The sequence below is a fragment of the Coprococcus sp. AM11-30B genome (genome assembly GCF_027674365.1).
GTDB lineage: Bacteria > Bacillota > Clostridia > Lachnospirales > Lachnospiraceae > Allocoprococcus > Allocoprococcus comes.
The window spans coordinates 76855-96396 of sequence record NZ_JAQDVB010000013.1 but is presented as its reverse complement, the minus strand read 5'-3'; the positions used below and the strand labels follow the sequence as shown (position 1 = coordinate 96396).

The window sequence follows — 19542 nt, the reverse complement described above, 5'->3', positions numbered from 1 at the left end:
GGAAATGCCCGATGCTTAGCGTTGCAATTCATAAGGATATCGCCGAATATCAACCGAAAGTCATCGGTAAGCTTACCGGCCGTACCCTTATCTCAATCACTGTCGCATTAGGGCTTTCCATTTCTGTCGCCGTTTATATGAATCTCGTTTTGAAGATCGATCCGACCGATCACCTTGAGTTCATCTATGCGGTTTCACTGCCCTGTTGGTGCTGTGGCTTTTGGAAGCCTCACGGGCTGCCATTCGAGCAATTTGCTCTCCTTTGGCTACAGCACCAGCTCTCCGATAATCGACTTTTTTACAAACCGTCAATGTTTAAGAGCGGGTTCGTGAAAACGCCGGATGAGATCACGCAAAGCAGGAAAGGAAAGCTTTATGACAACTCAACCAGAAAGTTCCTTGATGGGACAAACGGGCTCGAAGCTTACAGCCCAAGGGCAGGTCGAGTCATCTATTAACGATACAATCAATTTTATCATGGCTAAGGTTGCCGCCGGCGAAATCGACGCCGCCACGGCAACCGAACTGATTGCTGCCGCCCGCAAGGATTATGAAAGCAACGTTCCGGTGACCGCATCTGCCCAACAGGCCGTGCAACCTCAACAATCTGCAAATACCTATCAAGCCAATCCTCAGACTGCATATGCTGTACCTGAGATGGAACCGGAACAAACTCCTGTTGATTATGGGCAATTCGCCACCCCGACGAACTATCCGCATACCTACGATGTCGAAGATTCCTCTGATGTCGATATGGATGCGCTGAGCGGGATTGCCGGCGATATGCTCGATAAACAGCCACGGAAAAAGCTTTCCCGTAAAGAAAGAAAAGCCAAGGCTAAGGAGATGAAAAAACTCCAAAAGGAGACGAATGCCAAGCTCAAGGCGAACGCAAAGAGCAATAAGTCCATTCAGAAACAACTAAAAGAGCGTGATAAGGAGCTCTCGAAAAAGAATGAATTTGCTCGCTACAAGCGAAAAACCGCAAAAGATGTCACTTCATTCATCGGATACAACCGCATGTATGAAGACGGTATATGTGAGGTCGAGGAGGGAATGTTCTCCTCCTGCATCTGTTTCGAGGACACTTCTTACCATTCTGTGCGCGAAGATGCCCAGAAAGCCGTATTTACGTCGATCTGCCGTCTCTACGACCAGTTCGGTGCAGACACGCTTGTACAATTCAATATCATCAACACCCCGCTTCTCAAGGAACAGATCGGTCATCGCAAGTTCTTCAATCCGAGCAGCCAGCTGAATGTAAACGCTGCAAACGACGCCGCCGTCTTCAATGAGATCTTGAACGAGAAGATGCGTCAGGGTGTTTCAAACATCCGGCGTAAGATGTATATCACCTTTTCAGTTTCCGCCGCCACGGTGGACGATGCCGTTCCGAAACTTACCCGTATCGAAAATCAGATCTCGCAGATTCTCACATCCATCGGTTCAAAGAGCCGTGTACTCGACGGTGCGGAACGACTGGCACTTCTGAATAGCCAGCTCAACCCGCTCAAGCCGTTTAATTTCGATTATCGACGGGATATCTCCGCCAGAATGGTGCAGACGACAAAGGATTGTATCGCACCGACGACACTCGATTTCAAGCCGGAGGGACTTGCCGACTGCTTCAAGACGGGTGATATGTGGGGTCAGGTTCTTGTTATCAAGAAGCTTGGTTCGGAACTAACCGACCAGGCGCTTTCCGATATCACCGAGCTCCCGATTCCGCTTAACGTCACTTGGTTCGCACAGCCTATGGATAAAGCGGCTGCCGTCGCTTTCACGCGACAGCGTTTGGCCTGGATTGATAAGGAGATCATCGAGGAACAGCGCTCTGCAGTTCAGAAAGGCTATGACTTTTCAATCCTTCCGCAGGAGCTCAAGTACTCTAAAGAGGAGACCGAAGACGTCATCGATAATCTTCAGAACAAAAATCAACGTCTTTATGTTTTCACGGGGCTTTTCTATACATACGCACCGACTAAGAAGCAACTGGATAACCAGGTGCTTTCCATCATCTCTGCCGCCCGCCAAAACTCTATCGAGGTAAGTACCTATGAATACCGCCAGCGCCAAGGTTTCAACTCTATCTTGCCGTTAGGTCACAACCACTGCGAGATTTCCCGCATGTCCACAACTGCCGAGGTCTCCATCCTCATGCCATTTGCAACAATGGAACTGGATGATAAGGGAGGCAACTATTACGGTCAGAACAAGCACTCTTCTAACCTGATTTTCTGTAACCGCAAGCTCCTCGCATCACCGATGGGTTTTGTTTGCGGCAAGACAGGTAGCGGCAAGGGCATGTCTGTAAAGACCGAGATGACCGGTACGATTCTCAGCAACCCGACAGATGAAATCTACATTATCGACCGTGCTGGAGAGTATACCGGTATCTCAAGTCGCTACGGTGGCGTAACATACAACTTCGCCGTCGATTCGGATACCTATCTGAACCCGTTCGATACCGTTTCCGTCGAAAGCCTCAGCCCTGATGCCCAGCTTGCCTTCAAGATCGATGCCATGCTTGCACAGGCCGGCGCCTCCGCCGCCGAAGCAGGACGAGACCTTGGAGAGGAAGACCAGTCGATCATCACGCGTTGTGTACAGGAGGCTTTCTTCGACGCGCGTCAACGCGGCGACCAGCCGCCCCTCCTTGAAGACTTCTACAATAAGCTGCTTGAACAACCTGAGCCGGAAGCAAAGACCATCGCATTGCGTTACGAGCGTTTCGTGACGGGCACCCAGTCCTTCTTCAACCATCAGAGCAACGTCGACTTCAAGTCTCGTATCGTGGATTTCAATTTGAAGGACCTGCCGGACTCGATGCTCGTCTTCGGCCTGATCAACGTCTGCGAGGCGGTTCGTAACCGCATGTACTTCAATGCGAAACGCGGAGTGCGTACATGGCTGTATGTCGAGGAGGTGCAGTCACTCTTCGCCTATCCGACTGTTCTGAACTACTTCTCCCGCTTCTCGAACGAGGGCCGAAAATTCGGACTTTTGCTGACATGTATCAGTCAGAACGCCGTCGCAATGTTGAAGAACAAAGCCGCTCAAAATCTTGTCCTGAATTCCGACTTCCTGCTCCTGCTTAAACAGTCACCGCTCGACCGCGCCGAATGGGTACGCCTGCTCGGTCTTTCCGAACAAGAGGAGGAGTTCATCGACGAATCTGTCGAGCCGGGCGATGGTTTGCTTATCGCCGGCGGTGCGCGTGTCCCGATTCGCGGTAAGTTCCCGTCCGGTAACGTACTCTATGATCTCTTCTCGACGAACCCGAATGAGGCAGCCGACAAGAAGCGCATGCAGGAATTTGCAGCACGCGAAAAATCCCGCCTTGGATAAAATTAGCTGAAAAGGAAAGGAGCTGACAAGATGAGAGCAGACGATTTCGTCACAGGTGATTCTGCAAGAGGAGCTGGTCAGAGTTCCCTTGTTGGCACAGAATCGACGAATGCAGTCAACACCGGTCTTGTCGGCTCCGCCGCTGCAATTGCCAAAAACATGGTTATCGGCGGCACTGAACTCGGTGATGTCGATAAGATGTACCAGGCTGGCAAATCGGCTGTAAAAGGATCCGTAAACGCCGCGCGTGCCGGTTCTGACCTTGTGAAAGATACCGTTGACACGGCAAAAACAACGGCCAAGGCCTTTAAAGCAGGGCTTAACGGCGAGGATATCGACCTTTCCGGAACGAAATCCCGTTCCGGAAAGAATCTAGCGAAGGGCGCGAAGAAAGCTGCCAAGGACGGTTTTCGAGCTGCAAAGCGTGCTGCCATCAAGGATTCCGAACTTGAGGATGTGGACAACCTTTATCAAGAAGCAAAAGGATTAAGCAAAGCGACTGTCAGCTCTGCAAAAGGTGCAGTCAGCAACACCCGTAAATCTTGGAAGATGCTAAAACGCTCAACCGCGCGAATTAAAGCCCTTTCGAGAAAACGGTTTACTGCCGGCGCCGGCAACAAGTTCAACCAGCAGATGTACAAATACATGCGTTCGGCTGCCTACCGTTCCGTTTCCACGAGCAGTGGAATCGTAAGCACCGTTAAGAACGCGATGTCTGTAATCTATTGGGACATTCGGCTCGCTCTTTCTAGTATCAGTTCTGCTATCGGTCTATTTTTAGGTTTTCTTGGAATCCTTCCCTTATTATTAGTAGTCTTTGTTCCGATTTTTTTCTTAATTTTCGGTACGATATCCGGAACCAAAGCAACAACTGTAGGATCGCTCACTGGTGATGAAGCCACAATTGCACAATATCTAATCGACAAAGGTGTCGATCGTACCCATATTGCCGCAATCATGGGCAATATGTTTCAGGAGTCTGGTTGCCGTCCTACTGCAATTAACCCCTCATCGGGAGCATATGGTATCTGCCAATGGCTCGGCGGCCGTAAGACCGGATTGGAAAACCTTGCCAAGCAAAAGGGGAAGGATATGTCCGATCTTTCCGTTCAGCTCGACTGGTTCTGGGATGAATTCGCTGAATCGTGTTCGGGTTGGAATAAAGCAAAGTATAAGGTTTTTTGTGCACAGTCCGATCTCAAACAATGTGTCTATCTTTTCAGAAGCCAGTTCGAGCGCTGCGGGGAGAGTGAAGCGGCCGATGCGAATCGTTTAGCACAGGCACAGCGTATCTACGATGCACTGGGAACCAGTAATGGAACTAACGGTATTGACGGAAATGGCCAGGATTTAAAAAAAGCCACCCGAAGGCAAAAAGATGTAGTCAATGCCGCAAATACGACTACGTCGCCAGGACAGGGATGGTGTGCCGCCTGGGTCACAAACGTCTTTCAAAACGCCGGCATCGGTTACTTTGGGGGAAACGCTTGCGACATGTGTCGTGCTTACTGCACCAGCACCAACGTTCGCGATTTAAAAGTTGGGATGATTATCGCTGACGTGTCACATCCCGGAACAGGCGACGCGGGTCGTCTTTATGGGCATGTCGGAATCTATATCGGCGATAATAAGGTCATCAGCAACGAGGGGCCTATTACCATCAAGAGCCTTCAAGAATTTGTCGGCTTTTATGGAAAAGGGACAGGATGTAAATGGGGATGGCTTGGCGGCGTCGATCTATCTAAATAAAAGGAAAGGAATAAAAGCATGCGAGACATTTGGTTTTTAATAACAGACCATAAGGGAATCGTGAAAGTTGCGGTACTTTTAATTGCCATTTTCTGCGCTATCTCGATTGGAATCGGTGTATATACAACCTCTGTTCAAACCCAAGAACAGCAAAAACAAGAGCAAAAGGCAAAGAAAAAGGAGCGCAAGAAGCAGATTAAAAAAAGTTCTGTCACGTTGACAAAAGCACAGCAGAAGATTGTCGATAAATATGACCAGTCGACTGCACAGTTCTCCGCTCTACTCTCTTCCAATATCTGGGCAACCTACAGTGGCACCGGACGTACGCTTTATTTTACCGAATCATCCATAATCATCGCCGACCCGGAAGCCAATCCGAACAAGGTTGAAAAGCCTTTTATCATCAAGGGTCTATCGACTGAAAAAGTCGATGTCGGCGAGATGGTGAACCTTACTCGCTATAACTGTGCCTATGAATCAGACGATGACAAAACGCATGTCCTGACCGTCGACAAAAACGATGACGGCACGTATTTCAAGATGTCTATCGACGTGGAAAACAATGGAACCAATGAGGAATATACGCGAACACAAGCAGCGGGTTCCTTTGATATCGACGGTATCGATGATGGTTTGAGTGAAATCCTAGGAAATGCGAAGGATACCATTGAAGATTATGTGCGTGAGCAGTGTGCGCTCTTCTATCCGACGGCTGTAAAAGCGAGCTGCAACGGGATCCTGACTGCAGATTTCAATGCTAACGAGTATCGTCTCGACTTTTCTTTGGAGGATTCAGACGAGCAACAGCTTACGGGAATAACCGTGATCTACCATTTGAGTAATCAAGAATGCGAATTGATGTAAAGGAGGAAAAATGAACGAGCTTGAAGACAATAAACCCAGTAAAACTAAAAACGGGAGCCTATGTCTTGCAAAAAGACTAGCTAAGATTCTCATAATTCTCCCTCTTCTTATTGCATTAGCGTTTCCTCAGCCTGCTCTCGCTGCAGATAGTACAGATGACTCCGGTTTCGATATTTGGGGTTCTGTTTCCGGATGGGTTGGTGATCGTCTTTCTGATGCAGGAGACGCCATTGCGCATGGAGCCGCACCATTCCTCGCAGGTTGGTCTGAAAGTCTGATCAACCTTTCAATCAACAATATAAAGACAACATCGACAAAATCCATTCTAGGGAAAAGCTTTTCCAACCTTCTAGGCAAAAAAACAGGAGGATTTTATACAACTGTCACCACTGTACATAAGAACTTTGTGGTCCCGGTGGCAGCATCAATTTTGAGTTTGGTAATGCTGATTCAATTGATAAAAATCTCTCAAAGAATTGATGGTTCAGCAACACTTCCGGCTATTAAGGACATTGTTTTTCTAATCGTCTATGCAACGATTTTCATTTGGCTAATTAAAAATTCGGTGGATATATGTGCGGCAGCATACGATACTTTTAACGATATTGTTAATGGTATCAGCCAAGTCAAGATTGACTCATTGGATGCTATTACCGTTTCGGAAAAAGTTGGGGATAGCCCAGGAGCAGCGGGAAGTCTTTTCGTTACCTCCCTCGCAATGCTGCTTGCAAGTTTTGTGGTAAAGGGGGCTGTATCTGTCATGTGCTACATGAGGGCAATCCAGCTTTACGTTTTCACAGCCTTTTCGCCTATTCCATTTGCGTTGCTTGGCTTTGATGAAACAAAGAATTATGGTATTAGCTTTTGCAAGAACTACCTAGGAATTTGTCTCTCCGGAGCAGTTATCATCTTGGCTTTAAGCGCGTTTCCGTCGTTGCTGTCAGGTTTCAGCGGTGGAGAGATCACGGGAATTAAGGGAGAAATGTGGGGATCATTATGCGCTGTTTTGGCTATGACACTGATTATCATTAAATCTGGAACCATTGCCCGCGATATTCTCGGTGGTTAGTATTAGGTGAAAACATTTATTAAGGAGGTGCAGTGCCATGGATGATGAAAGACAACAAGGGTCTTGGTGGGGAAACCTTGAGACAATTCACCCTGATGAAGACCATGAGGATTATATCGAAGAACAAAACGATGGCGAGAAGCGAAAAAAGCTCATTGCTGTCGTGGTTGTCGTCGGCGTCATTCTGGTGCTGTTCCTCGGCGGCGTGACTGCTTTTACCGTTTTTTCGAGTAATAAAGGAAACGGCTTAGACACAAAGAAAGAACAAACGCAAACTCAGAAGAAAGAGACCTCGACTGAGAATGCAAAGAAGAAAAAATCCGCTGAAAAGAGTGCTATCTCCGTCATGGTGACAGCTGACGGAGCTGCTGAAGATTCTAAGGCTTCCGTTTCGATTTCCGAAAAGGGTAAGAACGGAAAGATTGTTGTCAAAGATATTTCCGCTGCAGTCAACGACGAGGTCAAGATTTGTACCCTGCCGAAAGGCAAGTATTTGCTGACCGTTGAGTCGGCACCGGACGGTTATGATAAACCAGCAAAAAGCACCAGTTTCACCGTCAAAGGTGAAGGGAAAAAGGTGTCAGCTTTCGTTTTTTTAGCTAAACATGTCGATAAGACTGCTGAGAGCAGCGAGTCTGAAGACAATGTTGAAGCGACTCCGGCAAACGACGGGGCTTCGCAAAACCAGGATGCTTCTTCTAACGGTCAAAATCAGAATAATCAGGCAGAAAATTCTTCTGCCGATATGAATAGTGGTGCTTCCGCTCCATCGTCTGGCAACGGACAGCCCTCTTCTACTTCAACGCCGACAACCACGAAGACTATCCATCATCCCGCCGAGACGATTAGGATCGCGATCTGCGACACATGCGGGGCGGATATCACCGATGATATCGAAGGCCACAAGAAGTCAACCGGCCATCCGTGGTATCACTATGATGCGAAAGTAATCAAGGAGGCTTGGGACGAAACGGTGACCGTGAACTAGATGAAATTCGCAAGCGCTTGCGAATTTGAAAGAAAAAACAGGGCACCCGACCGAGGTGCCCTTTTCCGGTATCGAATGGTAGAATCTTACCAAGCATCAAGACGCAAGGAGGTACCCCGTATGAATGAAATGCAAGCTCACGGCCTTTTAATCCCCGTCGGCTCGATGCCGATCGAGGTTTGGATCGATAAGAATAACTCGCTGGACGAACTGCAGAACTTCGTCAACGGCAACGTTGATGTACTGAGGGTTCTCGGTAATGGGGTTGACCTGTGGTTCAATAAAGAATATCTATTCAACGGCAGCCAGCCCAACCGCGCCATCTACGCCACGAAGCACATGGAAGAAGTCGGATATCTCGACCAGCTGACGTTCGGCCATCCGGTCAAGGAGGGGAAGCTCTATTCGCTAATCTGCGGTGATTTCGTCGCCTTCGGTGTCGACAAGGAAGGCGAAATCGCAAGCCTTCCTCAGGAGACGATCGACAAGCTGAAAGAGACCTTTGCGGACCCGTCCACCGGCTACAAAGAGTATATTCACATTAAGTACGGCATCGAACCGGATCGATTTCAGCTTCAGAATGAGCAAGACGCCGGCGACAAGCATGAGAAATCTACGAAGTCCCTCGCCGAGGTCGCTACAGAAGCCAGGGAGAGCTCGCTAGTGCTCGGCCAGAGCAAGGGCAACCACGACGACAGCGGTAGCGATATCGGCAATTCGCGTCCAATCGACCGCGAGTACCCAATCAGTCACTAATCAGAGCTCTATGAATCGTTTTAAAGAAACAAGGCGGTGAAACGATGGAATCCAATAAAGTCATAGGCCTGATCTTCCCTGTCGGTGGAGAGGCTCAGACCTTTCTCGCCGACAGGGACAGACCGTATCGAGACATCCGTGAGGCAGTCCAAGGTGAATATGACGAACTCGGTGCCACGTTCGCCGATGTGGATATCTATGTGAATGCCGCCGGTGCAGACAGTTTGCTGCCAAACCGCGCCATCAACCCCGATGCCTTCATGGATGACTCGGGCTTCCTGTCTGAAAAGAGCCTCATCGTCGGAACAAACGACGGTAAGCCCTTCTCTCTCATTTTCGGCAATATCGTCGCCCTCTCACGTGATGAGACCGGTGAGCTTATCGATATGCCCGCCGATATCGAGACGGAGCTGAAAGAGTCACTTAGCGATCCTTTGGACGGATATGATTTACGGTTTCGAGAGGCTTTCGGCAGATATCAGAACTGGGACCTAAGCCAAGCCCAGGCCGCCAAGATCGCCGGCTTGAGCCAACAGGCATTCTCCTATCATGTGAACAAGATCACGAATGCACAGGATACCCGAGGAAGGGGATTGAAACCCCTTCCCAAGGGATTCGACCGTCTCTACAGCGAATATAAGAACGGAGACATCTCGGCAAGATCCGCAGCGACGAAGCTCGGCATCACGCATCCGACGTTTCTCAAATATGTCAAGGAATGCGATGTCCGCCTGCATAAGGACGACCTCGTGCAAACCCACAATCCGCGGGGACTCACGGAACGCCATGCAGCGGCCACGGATGCGGCAAGGAATCTGAACCATGACCAGAACGCACCTGATTCGCCATTACAGGACAGATAGACGGCACAAACACGGGGAATCGCCGCTTCGGTGAGCCCCCGTGCCCTTCTACACGATACCTTTTGCAGATGACGTGCCGTATCCGTCATCGATATATAGGCGAAACGCAGCCAAAGTGGTAGAATCTTACAAAACACGCCGCCGGAACGGAGGGTAACATGCAAACCGGAACGAAGAAGACCTCTGATCGCTTCCAGAACTACTTCTGCCCTGCCGCAGCCAACGATATCGTGCACCATGCCTACGCATGGATCGTCAAAGAACCGAACATGCAGCCGAAATTCCTCTACTGCCGCGCTATCGACGATCCAGCCAACGACCGCGGATGGAATATCATCGCGGAGGTCTGGGAACGCGATGTTCTCGGCGGATGGGGCATCTCCTCTTCCACCATGCATCCCGAATTTGAAGACACCGCCGACGGATATGTACTTGCCGAGGGTATGCCCGGAACGGCAGCATCACTGCCTTACCAGGTATTCCGAGAGGTGGTCAATGAACATGACACGAATTACCTGATCGCCCTCGCCATTGCAATCGATGCCCTGCCGAAAGATTCCACTTGCGACATGGCATCTGAAACTATCCGTGCAAACGCCGACATCGATATCGCCGAGCGCCGCAAGAGCGTCCTTCCCGACCAAGCCGGCCTCGCTGCCAAAAAGGCGTCCTGTATCGAGTCGCTTGCGCACATCGGCGGCAATGCGCCCGTTTGCGGACAGAATGAAATCGCCCGGTAAAGGAGAACCGATATGAGTGAAATCAAGACGAAAATCAGAACCTACAACGACGTCATCGATCTGTTCGGCGAAGAGAAAGCTGCCGATATGCTAAGCGAGGCGCTTGACTGGTCGACAATCGATCCGAAAAACGATAAGAAGAATATCATGGAGCGCAAGCCACTCCTCCTCGATCCGTATATGACATACGAGGGCGAGGATTACTGCAAGCATATCGTCGCCGGATTCCTCGGTGACCGCGACCTCGACTGGGCGAGCGGATATATCGACGAGGAGAAAATCAAGAACGGACAGGTAATGCCGGCCGACCTCAAGTCGGCACTCTCTATGGCGCTCGACAATGAGCTGTCTACATCCTGGGCCTATCTGGATGCCCTTTCCTCCCAGTGCGCGGAAATCTTCAATAAATTTGCCGGATATATCGAATCTGCCGGCCTTGCCCGCGGGGTCCTCGTGCCTGGAGAGTATGAGTTGGACCACGATGCGCTGAACGCGGACGTCTCCGAGAGATTCAATATCCAGTATGGATTCCAATGCGACCAGATGATTGATGCCATGCAGTTCGATATGACGCTCATTCTGACTGAGAAGGTCGACAGCATGGAAGGATACAGGCTGATCCAGAGCGTATGCGACTGGCGCGAAGAAAACCTCGAGGTTATCGAGGACGCAGAGAACAATTTAGATTATGGCAAAGTGCCCAGCTACGTGGCTTACGAACGTCCGGCGGATATCGGTACGACAATCATCGATGAGCTGTGTGCCTCGCAGGGCACCGCCGTCGAGAAACTGGTGAACTATCCGACCACTAAATTCGAACGCACCATGCGGGACGAGCTTTTCGAGGCATTGGCGGTAAACGAGACGACTATTTCCCTTATGGCTAAAGTCCCCTCTTCCACTTTCCTCGATGCCGTGGCATGCATGGACTCACGCTATATGAGCGGACACACAGTCGATACCGGTCATGCTTTTACCGTCTCCCCGGGAACATACGAACCGTATATCGGTATCCACGATCCCGTCTACGGCGCGGGTTATATGATGGTCGACCTCGATAAGCCATTTGAAATCCCGATGAACCGCATTTGGATCGCCATGGATGACTACAGCGGCCCCGAGACCAAGGAGGGTCTGCGCGGAATGTACCACAGCCCCCAAGATGTCAGTGCCTTCAGCGACCCTTTCTGCGGTTCCGTCAGCGTCACGCCGACTCGCGATGAGAAACAGGAACCTGCAAAGAGCGGTCTAGAAGCCAAGCGCGATGCATGTGCCATAAGCGCCGCTCATCTCGACAACCCAAACACGGAAATCCCCAATGGCAAGAATATGGAAAGAGAATAGCCGATTATGGAATACAAAGACATCAAGACAGCAGACGAGCTGGAAAGCTGGTATGCGGAGAAGCAGGCGGTCCTCGACAGTCACGCCCGTGACTACATGGTGCCCTTCGGTTTCGTGTACCATCTGGACTGCTCCGGGTATGTCTCATTTGAGCGGTGGAACGACACCCTTCCAACTGCAGAGGAACAGACCGCGTTTCAGGCTATCCAGAACGGTGTATCGACCAAGGAAATCATCGAACATAAGGACGAGTTCGGCTGGACCGACCGTGCCTGCCGCGATGCCGAGGAATACGACCTGGCTCCTTGCTTTATCGTGCCGGCCCGCAAGGAGTACATGCAGGAGCAGGAAATCATGAACGTGCGCGAGCTCTATCCAGAGCTTATCGGTCCAGACGGAGAAATCATCTGGAGCGATCCCGATTTTGCAAAGCAGGGGAATGAGGAGGCTGCCGGTCCCGACAATTTCCCAGGACACGAACTCAACGATCATAAAAACCCCGATCAGTCCTGGATCTCCGTCATCCCTGTCCAGATGTACTGGAAGGACGATCCATCCGAGCTCGTCGAGGCAAATTTCAGCATCGAGGACACCTGCGGTCTTGCCATCGACGAACAGATCACATTCTCCGGCTACAACGAAAACGAGCTCGTGGACATGATCGGCAGGGAGGACAACGGGGAAGATTTCGTCATCACCGGTGTGGGTCCACAGTCCAGCATCCTTACCGAGAAAAAAAATCCCGCCCATGGCAGGCGGCTGTCGGACAAACAGGCAAAGGCGAAGACGGCCGCCGGTCGTCTGGATGCCGAGCGGGAGCCGAAGGCAGGTATCCCTATCCATGACGAGGAATCAAAGTAACACTCTGACTAGATTTGAAAATACAGGAGCAAAAGAGCATGGAATTCAAAGACATCAAGACTGCAGATGAACTCGAAAGCTGGTATGCGGAGAAGGAAGATATCCTCGAGGGCCATGTCCGCGATTATGCCGTACCATTCGGCAACGTATATCACCTGGATTCCCCAGGCTACGTTTCAGAAGAACGTTGGTGCGATACCCTTCCTTCTGACCGGGAACGCTCGACCTTCATGGCCTTGCAGAACGGTGTATCGACCAAGGAGATCATCGAACATAAGGATGAGTTCGGCTGGATCGACCGCATGGCGATGTCGTCTGTCGCCGATGATTACGCCGAGTGCTACATGACACAGGCAGGTCCGGATTACCTGGATGAACAGGAAATCATGAACGTGCGCGAACAGTATCCTGAGCTTATCGACTCTAACGGAGAGATCATCTGGAACGATCCCGATTTCATGAAGCACGGGGTCACGTTCGATGTGGAAAACTTCGGGGAGAAATATAAGCTCGAGCTCGTCTGCGACAGCTATCTCGATAACGGCAGCCTCTATGTCGGCGCTTACGACGTCACGCCGGAAAGCGATAATTTCGGAGAGCGCTGGGCAGATATCTCCGTCAACCTAAACAATCCATGCCAGAACGACAGGACTGTTTTCCTCGACATGAACAACCTGTATAACCCGGCAATCATCGAGGCTATCTATGGGCTCGGAACCGTGGAAGACATCGTCTCCCATTCCGGTTCCTGCTCCTATCCGGCATTCACGTTTGACGCCGATGTGATCTCCCAGATGCGCAACACGCAAGAATTCATGGATGCGAATACCCCCGACGACTATAAGCTGGTCGCCGTGAAGGTAGGCTATAACTTCGCGCTCGTTCCGAAGATCGAGCTCTCCGGTATCGAGACGAACGCCACCGAGACCATCGTCGATATTTCCGGTAAACAGTATGGCCTTCTCGCCGGCAAGACCTTCGAGGATTCGCAGAAACTCGATGCCGTCCTCGATACGTTTCCGGAGTACGCGATTAAGGACTACAAGGTACCAAATAAAATCAGTGTATTCATCATGCCTGTCCAGATGTACTGGAAGGATGACCCATCTGAGATTATCGAGACGAATTTCAGTTTCGAGGACACCTACGGTCTTGCCATCGACGATAGCGTTACGTTCTCCGGCTATACCCAGAATGAACTCGTGGACATGATCGGCAGGGAAGACAACGGGGAAGACTTCGTCATCACCGGTGTGGGTGCCGGGCACTATGTCGGCACCTGCAAAAAGGAACCGTCTAAAAACAAGAGCGTTTCCGAAAAAACCTGCAATGCAAGAGAGTCGTCGGGGCGCCTCGATGCGGATCGAAACGTCGACAGGAACGATATTGCAAAAGACAAGGAGGTAAAGTAGCCATGAGCAGCAACAATCCCAACCGCGTCTACCTCGATACGGAGACCACCGGCCTGCATCCCGAGGAGGGCGACGAAATCCTGTCGCTCACTATTGTAGATGCCAACGGACGGCTTCTCTTCGATGAGAGGTTCAAGCCGAAACACAAGAAGGAGTGGCCGGAAGCCCAGGCGGTGAACCACATTTCCCCGGATGACGTGGAACACCTGACCACTATCGATGCCTATATGGAACAAATCTGCCGCATCTTCGGCCGTATCGCCGACGAGATTGTTGGCTACAACGTAGCCTTCGATATCGGTTTCCTGAAGGCCGCCGGTGCCACCATCAACCCCGATGCCGCAATCATCGACACCATGCAAGAATTCATGGATGCCTTCGGAAACTCAAATACGGGACATAGATACCAACCGCTCTCCATGGCAGCTGAACGTCTCGGCTACAACTGGACGAGCGCCCCGCATGGCTCGCTTTCCGACACCCTCGCCTGCCTTGCCGCACAGAAATGCGTCGACGACCATAACTGGTGTGTGGAGAACCTTGAGCTTACCGAAGACGCTATCATGCACGCCAAACCGATTGAGAACGGTTCAGAGGGGCTTCCAAAAGACTGCTGGGACCTCAATCCCGGAGGCCGCCCGTTTGCCGTCACGGAGCCGATTCTCCATCGGCTCCAGAGCTCTGCGAAACTCTGCGCACGAGCCGGTACCACCACCCAGTTCACGCGCATGACCGTCAACCAGTGGTTCGACAAAGCGGAACGGTCACAGCGAAGCCCGTTCGGCCGGTCTGTAGATATCGGACGCGCGGCAAGTGCCCTGAACAGCCAGCATGAGCATGCGGAAGTTCCACAGGACCTTACAAAATAAGCAAAGGAGAACCAACATGGACGACTATAAGAAAATCCCGTTCGATGATCCGGACCTCTGTGTGCCGGATCTCGATGATTTCGACCAGATGAAGGAATTCTTCCTCGATTGCGCGGCTGAGTATTTCCGCTACCTGTCATCGGATGATATGGAAAAGATGCTCGCTGCGCTCGGGAAACGCATCGACGTGCTCGCGACGCCGACAGATGATGTATTTATCTCCGTAAGCCCGGACGCCGTACTGAGGCAATATCCCGATATCACGATCGACGAAGCTATCCAGATCCGCGATAACGCATGTGAAAACATCTGGGAGTCCGGTGGACAGTCCAATCTCGATGAAATCGTCTGGGACCAAATCGGTGTGGAATATAAAAGTATCAAGTCCGATTCCCACCGTGGACTTTCCGATGTAAAGGATGCAAAAGCGAAGCAGGCCGTCCACGTGAATGACGATCGCGAAAACGATTCGGTTGCACTAGACGTGCAGGAAAAATAGAACTTGCCGTCGAGCTACAGGGGAGGAACGATATGGATGGCTATACGCTTAACGCTGCGCGAACGATTCGCGAATACGAATCCTCGATCCAGCGCCCGAAAGCAGAAAGAACGATCAACGACTCGATCCTCTCCGCTTTGCTCAGAGGAGACGAATTGCCTGAAATGGACGTCAAGGCAATCAGGCAATATGGGATACAGTGTTCGGAATATCTGGATTTCGGTTACGATGTCGATGCGAGCCTGAGCGGCATGCTGTCACCGCACGCCGTTCTGGAACCCCGGCCCAACACACCGTATGTATTCAGGAGGGCCGGATTCGACAACCTGCCCTTCATCTATACGCAAAGACATCTCAGGAATGCAATCGCCCCAAAAGAGGCCGACAGCCATCAACATGGGCTTACCATCGAGCAGATCAAATCGCTTCCGGAAAAGCTCGAAGAGCCGGTAGTCGTTTTCGACCAGCCGAACTATACGGTAAACGGTAGGTCGTTTGAGGGCAAAGGCGTCGCCGCCGTACTCGATATGTACGACCCTGACGGCGTCCCGGTCATCGCATACTTTTTCCCAAACGGGTATGGAACCAAGACGAACGATAACGGCTGCAGCAATGTGATAGCCAGCCTTTACGGACGTGACAACTTCACTTCATATCTCGCGCGTGCTGCAAACGAGGAAAAGATCCTGTATATCGATTCTGAGAAATATGAACAAATGGAAAAAGAGCTACCCCGCTATGGTGGGACACGATTCCCTCCGGCGCTTGCAGCTCTTTCAATGGATATTATAATACCTTCATCCTATATTTGCAAGATGAAAGCGGAAATAAATCCGAAGCTGTCCGATCGCGAAAGGGAACATAATTCCCTTAACCGCACCATGCATTTCAAGGTCGCGGACAGCAGGCGAAATAGGCTCGCGCAAGATAGGGATAGACCGCGCAACATCACTCTCAGATATGACGACGACAACCGCGATTCGCAGTAAAACCATTGAAAAGGAGAATTAAGAAATGAACACGCTTGGCCTGGTAAATGTCTTAAACAACGATGGAAACGTACTGATCGATGTGGCTCAGATGGCCGATAACCATATCCAGAACGCCGCCATCCACAATGCGCTGGCTGAATGGAACGAAACGGACGATCCGTTCTCGCTTGAAACGACGCAAAGGCTGATCGGTAAACTCAAAGGCGAGATGCCGTCGCTTATCGCATGGCTGTCGGAAGGGAACTATCCAAAGAGCGGCCTGGTGCCGGAACTGTTGGCTTACGTGAAGATGCCCCATCCGCTCCAGGTCTATAAGAACCTCGATCTAGATATCACTATCGAAGATTCCGAAAAAGGGCCTGCATTCGATGTAAAGCTCTCCTATGCGGGCAACGCGGAACATTTCAAATACACTTATCTGCCCGTTGAAGCAGATAAGACATCTGTCGTAATGAACATTATCGACGCGTATGATGGGCTGCGACTGACAACCGATCCACAGCATCCCGGCTACGCGGAAGCAGTCGAAAAGAATTATTCAAAACTCACGAACCTCATCGGGGAAGACGGAATCGACTCGATCAGGGACTTCCATGAGGGCGTAGAGACCGGCAAGTATTTCTCGGATGTGGAATTTGACCTAAAAGACCCGGATCCCTCCACGAAACATATTCTCGAGTGCCTTGGATCCCTGGAGAAACCCGTTCAGAAAGCGATGGATAATTTCGCACGGGTAACCACCTTCCGCAATCTCGCGGAAAAGAACCTCCTGCGCGAAGCGACCCTGTTTACCTCCGGTATGCTAGAGGAAAAGAACGGTTGCCTGATCGTCCCGCAAGGATATAGGCCCGGAATGTCGAGTGAGGAATATCAGGCATGGCATCCATCGGCGAGGGGAAACACCGCCATCTCCGTGGATACGGCGATCTCGGCTAAGCAGCTTGGAAAGCTGGAAGCAATCGCCGCATCCCAGAAGCCGCAGCAGATCATCATGGATATCCTCTTCCTCGACCCAGGTGACCATCTGTCTCAAAAATCGGATCCCCGAGACCCAATGGACGCGGCGTTTGTCGATGAAAACCACATCGCGGTACCGATCAGCCCGGAATTCGCGTCAATCGTGGCTTCGGATATGAAAGATTCAATCGATGCCAAGCTGGCCGGCAAACGCACGAAATGCGACATTTCCCAATGGCATACGCTCGGGAAACAAGCCCGTGACAAGCTCGCCGAGAACAGTAAACATGACCGCTCTCTCGCTGCCGTCAGGGATGCAAAGACGGCCGTTGCCGACAAGGTCAACGAAGGGCATCAAGCTAGTTCCGTGCACGATAATCCGAGTCATTAAAGATTAAGGCTGAACAAATTTTTGATTGAAACATCAATCTACAATTAAGAGAAGCAGGAAACTGATTTCAGTCGGCTTCCTGCTTTCTTTTACGGTTAGACGAGTTTTACTTAATCAAAGTATATGATATAATATACTTTGAAAGCAGGTGATAAGATGCGTACTATCGACGCTATGAAAAAACTTGCCCGCAATGATGGGCGATTTACTCATGTTTACACTAAAAAGGAGCTGTCAGAACTTTTTAATGAAACCGGCAGCAAATTGAATGGAACATTGAAGTCACTTATTAAAGAAAACATTTTGAATCGTGCATACCATAATGTATACGTTTTTCGCTTTTCTCAATACGGAGGACTCGGTACTTTAGATTTGATTGGTAAGAAAATCCGACCAAATGACTCCTTCTATGAAAGCCTTGAGTCCTCTGCTTCAGCATGGAGTCTCATTTCGCAGATCCCCACGGTCGTAACCTATATGACCACAGGAAAGTCAAAATGGTATAACACGGGTTACGGAAGCATCGATTTCGTTCATTACAGCAAAACAGATGAGAAACCAAGAACCATCGATAGGTCGTCGATGGGAAGGGTTCCGCTTGCAGACAAACTTCAAACATATCGGGACTTACAAAAAACAAAACGTTCCCTTGATCTTTTAAGAGAGCAATACGACAAAGACCATGGCTGTCGCGACGGAAATATCCAATATTATCCTTGCGAAGACGACGATACTTGGGATTTTCTTGATAAGCAGGAAGATGTACTCTAGTGTGCATCTTCCTGCTTATTTTTTTGGAGTCATTATGCTTTACGTTTCCGCTCTTCCTCAAGTCAGAGATTTTGCTCAACAAGAAGCTTTCAGAGTTGATTCTTCATCTCTCATTCCTTTTATTGAAAAAGAACTCCTTCATATAGACTTGCTCAATTCCTTTATTCCCCAGATGCAGAATACATCCCTCGTATTTCAAGGCGGAACCGCGCTGCGTCTTTGTTATGGTGCTCCACGGTATAGCGAAGACCTTGATTTTTCTGTCGGTTCAGACTTTTACCAAGCAGAGAAATTAAACTCGCTTATCAATGAAAATCTCATTAAACAGTGCAATGGTGAGGTCAGTCTTAAGCAACCTAAAGACAGCATTTGGAATAGAAATGACGTTTCAAATCAGACGAAAGTTGCTAAATGGTTTGTCAAATATGATCTAAATCCAAATCAGCGAGATATCCCTTTGCAGAAAATTAAATTGGAAGCCGCTTCTATCGGAGCCCATACATCGCTCACGAAAAACGCCATCTGCCATTACCCGCAGTTCTTTAAGGAATTTCCTGATTTAAAGATTCACGTTGAATCCTGCGATGAAATCATGGCTGATAAACTGCTCTCCTTTTCTGCTTCCAGTTATACAAGATGGCGAGATCTTTGGGATATGAACTGGATGATAGAAAAATCGGATATTACTCCAGCTACTTTCCCATTACTTGAATATAAAATTCTTGATTACAAAACAGATTCCCAAGAATACAAAAGTAACTTGGAGAACACCATCAAAAATATCCCAGAATTCATTAACAGCAATGAATTCCTGCAGGAAATGAAAAAGATGCTTCCTGTTGAGACTGTTGAAACAACCTTACTAGATCCCAACTATCGATTGAAAATGATCTCAAATCTTTCTGATATTCACCGAGAAGCATTCGGCAATATCAAAAAACCAAGTGCGCATCAACGCCTGTCAGAGCGAAACCATGATTTACGCCAGGCGTCAAAAGCTCTTTCTAACGAACGAACAGATCGGCAAATAGATTCCTTTGACAAAACTGAGCATTAAAACGTTATCGTT

Annotated in this window: 18 protein-coding genes; all 18 read left to right on the top strand. The window is 49.8% G+C overall.

Annotated elements, in window-relative coordinates; all coding sequences use genetic code 11:
• Positions 1–11: 11 nt before the first annotated feature.
• The 18 genes from PGU50_RS10240 (at position 12) to PGU50_RS10155 (ending at position 19530) form a co-directional block, all read left to right on the top strand.
• The gene (locus PGU50_RS10240) at positions 12–458 is read left to right on the top strand and encodes a PrgI family protein (protein ID WP_118372788.1); all 447 of its coding nucleotides are present in this window, start codon (positions 12–14) and stop codon (positions 456–458) included.
• Positions 376–3348, top strand: coding sequence for a VirB4-like conjugal transfer ATPase, CD1110 family (locus PGU50_RS10235; protein WP_270246895.1), 2973 nt, complete (start codon positions 376–378; stop codon positions 3346–3348). The genes PGU50_RS10240 and PGU50_RS10235 overlap by 83 nt, the downstream gene beginning before the upstream one ends.
• A 30-nt stretch (positions 3349–3378) precedes the next feature.
• The gene (locus PGU50_RS10230) at positions 3379–5097 is read left to right on the top strand and encodes a phage tail tip lysozyme (protein ID WP_118372789.1); all 1719 of its coding nucleotides are present in this window, start codon (positions 3379–3381) and stop codon (positions 5095–5097) included.
• Positions 5098–5115: 18 nt separating this feature from the next.
• Positions 5116–5961 carry a hypothetical protein gene (locus PGU50_RS10225; protein WP_118199826.1) on the top strand — a complete coding sequence of 282 codons (846 nt, stop codon included), beginning with the start codon at positions 5116–5118 and terminating at the stop codon, positions 5959–5961.
• Positions 5962–5971: 10 nt separating this feature from the next.
• Entirely contained in the window at positions 5972–7030 is a 1059-nt protein-coding gene (locus PGU50_RS10220) for a type IV secretion system protein (protein ID WP_118199825.1), read from the top strand.
• A gap of 37 nt (positions 7031–7067) precedes the next feature.
• Entirely contained in the window at positions 7068–8018 is a 951-nt protein-coding gene (locus PGU50_RS10215) for a hypothetical protein (RefSeq protein WP_270246894.1), read from the top strand.
• A 120-nt stretch (positions 8019–8138) separates the two neighbouring features.
• Positions 8139–8774: a DUF3846 domain-containing protein gene (locus PGU50_RS10210; protein WP_270246893.1), complete on the top strand. Its 636-nt coding sequence runs from the start codon at positions 8139–8141 to the stop codon at positions 8772–8774.
• Between the two features lie 44 nt (positions 8775–8818).
• Positions 8819–9637 carry a hypothetical protein gene (locus PGU50_RS10205; RefSeq protein WP_173825556.1) on the top strand — a complete coding sequence of 273 codons (819 nt, stop codon included), beginning with the start codon at positions 8819–8821 and terminating at the stop codon, positions 9635–9637.
• Between the two features lie 158 nt (positions 9638–9795).
• Entirely contained in the window at positions 9796–10377 is a 582-nt protein-coding gene (locus tag PGU50_RS10200; protein ID WP_173825554.1) for a hypothetical protein, read from the top strand.
• Between the two features lie 12 nt (positions 10378–10389).
• The gene (locus tag PGU50_RS10195) at positions 10390–11721 is read left to right on the top strand and encodes a hypothetical protein (protein ID WP_270246892.1); all 1332 of its coding nucleotides are present in this window, start codon (positions 10390–10392) and stop codon (positions 11719–11721) included.
• 6 nt (positions 11722–11727) lie between these two features.
• Positions 11728–12582 carry a hypothetical protein gene (locus tag PGU50_RS10190; protein WP_270246891.1) on the top strand — a complete coding sequence of 285 codons (855 nt, stop codon included), beginning with the start codon at positions 11728–11730 and terminating at the stop codon, positions 12580–12582.
• A gap of 38 nt (positions 12583–12620) precedes the next feature.
• Positions 12621–13994: a DUF4313 domain-containing protein gene (locus tag PGU50_RS10185; RefSeq protein ID WP_270246890.1), complete on the top strand. Its 1374-nt coding sequence runs from the start codon at positions 12621–12623 to the stop codon at positions 13992–13994.
• Between the two features lie 2 nt (positions 13995–13996).
• Positions 13997–14863, top strand: coding sequence for a 3'-5' exonuclease (locus PGU50_RS10180; protein WP_270246889.1), 867 nt, complete (start codon positions 13997–13999; stop codon positions 14861–14863).
• A 16-nt stretch (positions 14864–14879) separates the two neighbouring features.
• Positions 14880–15362 (top strand): hypothetical protein, encoded by a 483-nt coding sequence (locus tag PGU50_RS10175; protein WP_270246887.1) that lies wholly within the window; start codon positions 14880–14882, stop codon positions 15360–15362.
• A gap of 32 nt (positions 15363–15394) precedes the next feature.
• The gene (locus PGU50_RS10170; protein ID WP_270246885.1) at positions 15395–16351 is read left to right on the top strand and encodes a MuF-C-terminal domain-containing protein; all 957 of its coding nucleotides are present in this window, start codon (positions 15395–15397) and stop codon (positions 16349–16351) included.
• A gap of 25 nt (positions 16352–16376) precedes the next feature.
• Positions 16377–17702, top strand: a complete 1326-nt coding sequence (locus PGU50_RS10165) for a hypothetical protein (RefSeq protein WP_270246884.1) — start codon at positions 16377–16379, stop codon at positions 17700–17702.
• 156 nt (positions 17703–17858) lie between these two features.
• Complete coding sequence (locus tag PGU50_RS10160; protein WP_008370646.1) at positions 17859–18473, top strand: hypothetical protein; 615 nt, start codon at positions 17859–17861, stop codon at positions 18471–18473.
• Positions 18463–19530, top strand: a complete 1068-nt coding sequence (locus tag PGU50_RS10155; protein WP_173825536.1) for a nucleotidyl transferase AbiEii/AbiGii toxin family protein — start codon at positions 18463–18465, stop codon at positions 19528–19530. The genes PGU50_RS10160 and PGU50_RS10155 overlap by 11 nt, the downstream gene beginning before the upstream one ends.
• Positions 19531–19542 lie beyond the last annotated feature (12 nt).

Excerpts from the sequence above, each read along its gene's own strand:
- PGU50_RS10170 (WP_270246885.1), top strand. The coding sequence starts at position 15,395 with ATGGATGGCTATACGCTTAACGCTGCGCGAACGATTCGCGAATACGAA.
- PGU50_RS10185 (WP_270246890.1), top strand. The coding sequence starts at position 12,621 with ATGGAATTCAAAGACATCAAGACTGCAGATGAACTCGAAAGCTGGTAT.
- PGU50_RS10180 (WP_270246889.1), top strand. The coding sequence starts at position 13,997 with ATGAGCAGCAACAATCCCAACCGCGTCTACCTCGATACGGAGACCACC.
- PGU50_RS10215 (WP_270246894.1), top strand. The coding sequence starts at position 7,068 with ATGGATGATGAAAGACAACAAGGGTCTTGGTGGGGAAACCTTGAGACA.
- PGU50_RS10175 (WP_270246887.1), top strand. The coding sequence starts at position 14,880 with ATGGACGACTATAAGAAAATCCCGTTCGATGATCCGGACCTCTGTGTG.
- PGU50_RS10200 (WP_173825554.1), top strand. The coding sequence starts at position 9,796 with ATGCAAACCGGAACGAAGAAGACCTCTGATCGCTTCCAGAACTACTTC.
- PGU50_RS10230 (WP_118372789.1), top strand. The coding sequence starts at position 3,379 with ATGAGAGCAGACGATTTCGTCACAGGTGATTCTGCAAGAGGAGCTGGT.
- PGU50_RS10225 (WP_118199826.1), top strand. The coding sequence starts at position 5,116 with ATGCGAGACATTTGGTTTTTAATAACAGACCATAAGGGAATCGTGAAA.
- PGU50_RS10190 (WP_270246891.1), top strand. The coding sequence starts at position 11,728 with ATGGAATACAAAGACATCAAGACAGCAGACGAGCTGGAAAGCTGGTAT.
- PGU50_RS10240 (WP_118372788.1), top strand. The coding sequence starts at position 12 with ATGCTTAGCGTTGCAATTCATAAGGATATCGCCGAATATCAACCGAAA.
- PGU50_RS10155 (WP_173825536.1), top strand. The coding sequence starts at position 18,463 with ATGTACTCTAGTGTGCATCTTCCTGCTTATTTTTTTGGAGTCATTATG.
- PGU50_RS10195 (WP_270246892.1), top strand. The coding sequence starts at position 10,390 with ATGAGTGAAATCAAGACGAAAATCAGAACCTACAACGACGTCATCGAT.
- PGU50_RS10220 (WP_118199825.1), top strand. The coding sequence starts at position 5,972 with ATGAACGAGCTTGAAGACAATAAACCCAGTAAAACTAAAAACGGGAGC.
- PGU50_RS10165 (WP_270246884.1), top strand. The coding sequence starts at position 16,377 with ATGAACACGCTTGGCCTGGTAAATGTCTTAAACAACGATGGAAACGTA.
- PGU50_RS10160 (WP_008370646.1), top strand. The coding sequence starts at position 17,859 with ATGCGTACTATCGACGCTATGAAAAAACTTGCCCGCAATGATGGGCGA.
- PGU50_RS10210 (WP_270246893.1), top strand. The coding sequence starts at position 8,139 with ATGAATGAAATGCAAGCTCACGGCCTTTTAATCCCCGTCGGCTCGATG.
- PGU50_RS10205 (WP_173825556.1), top strand. The coding sequence starts at position 8,819 with ATGGAATCCAATAAAGTCATAGGCCTGATCTTCCCTGTCGGTGGAGAG.
- PGU50_RS10235 (WP_270246895.1), top strand. The coding sequence starts at position 376 with ATGACAACTCAACCAGAAAGTTCCTTGATGGGACAAACGGGCTCGAAG.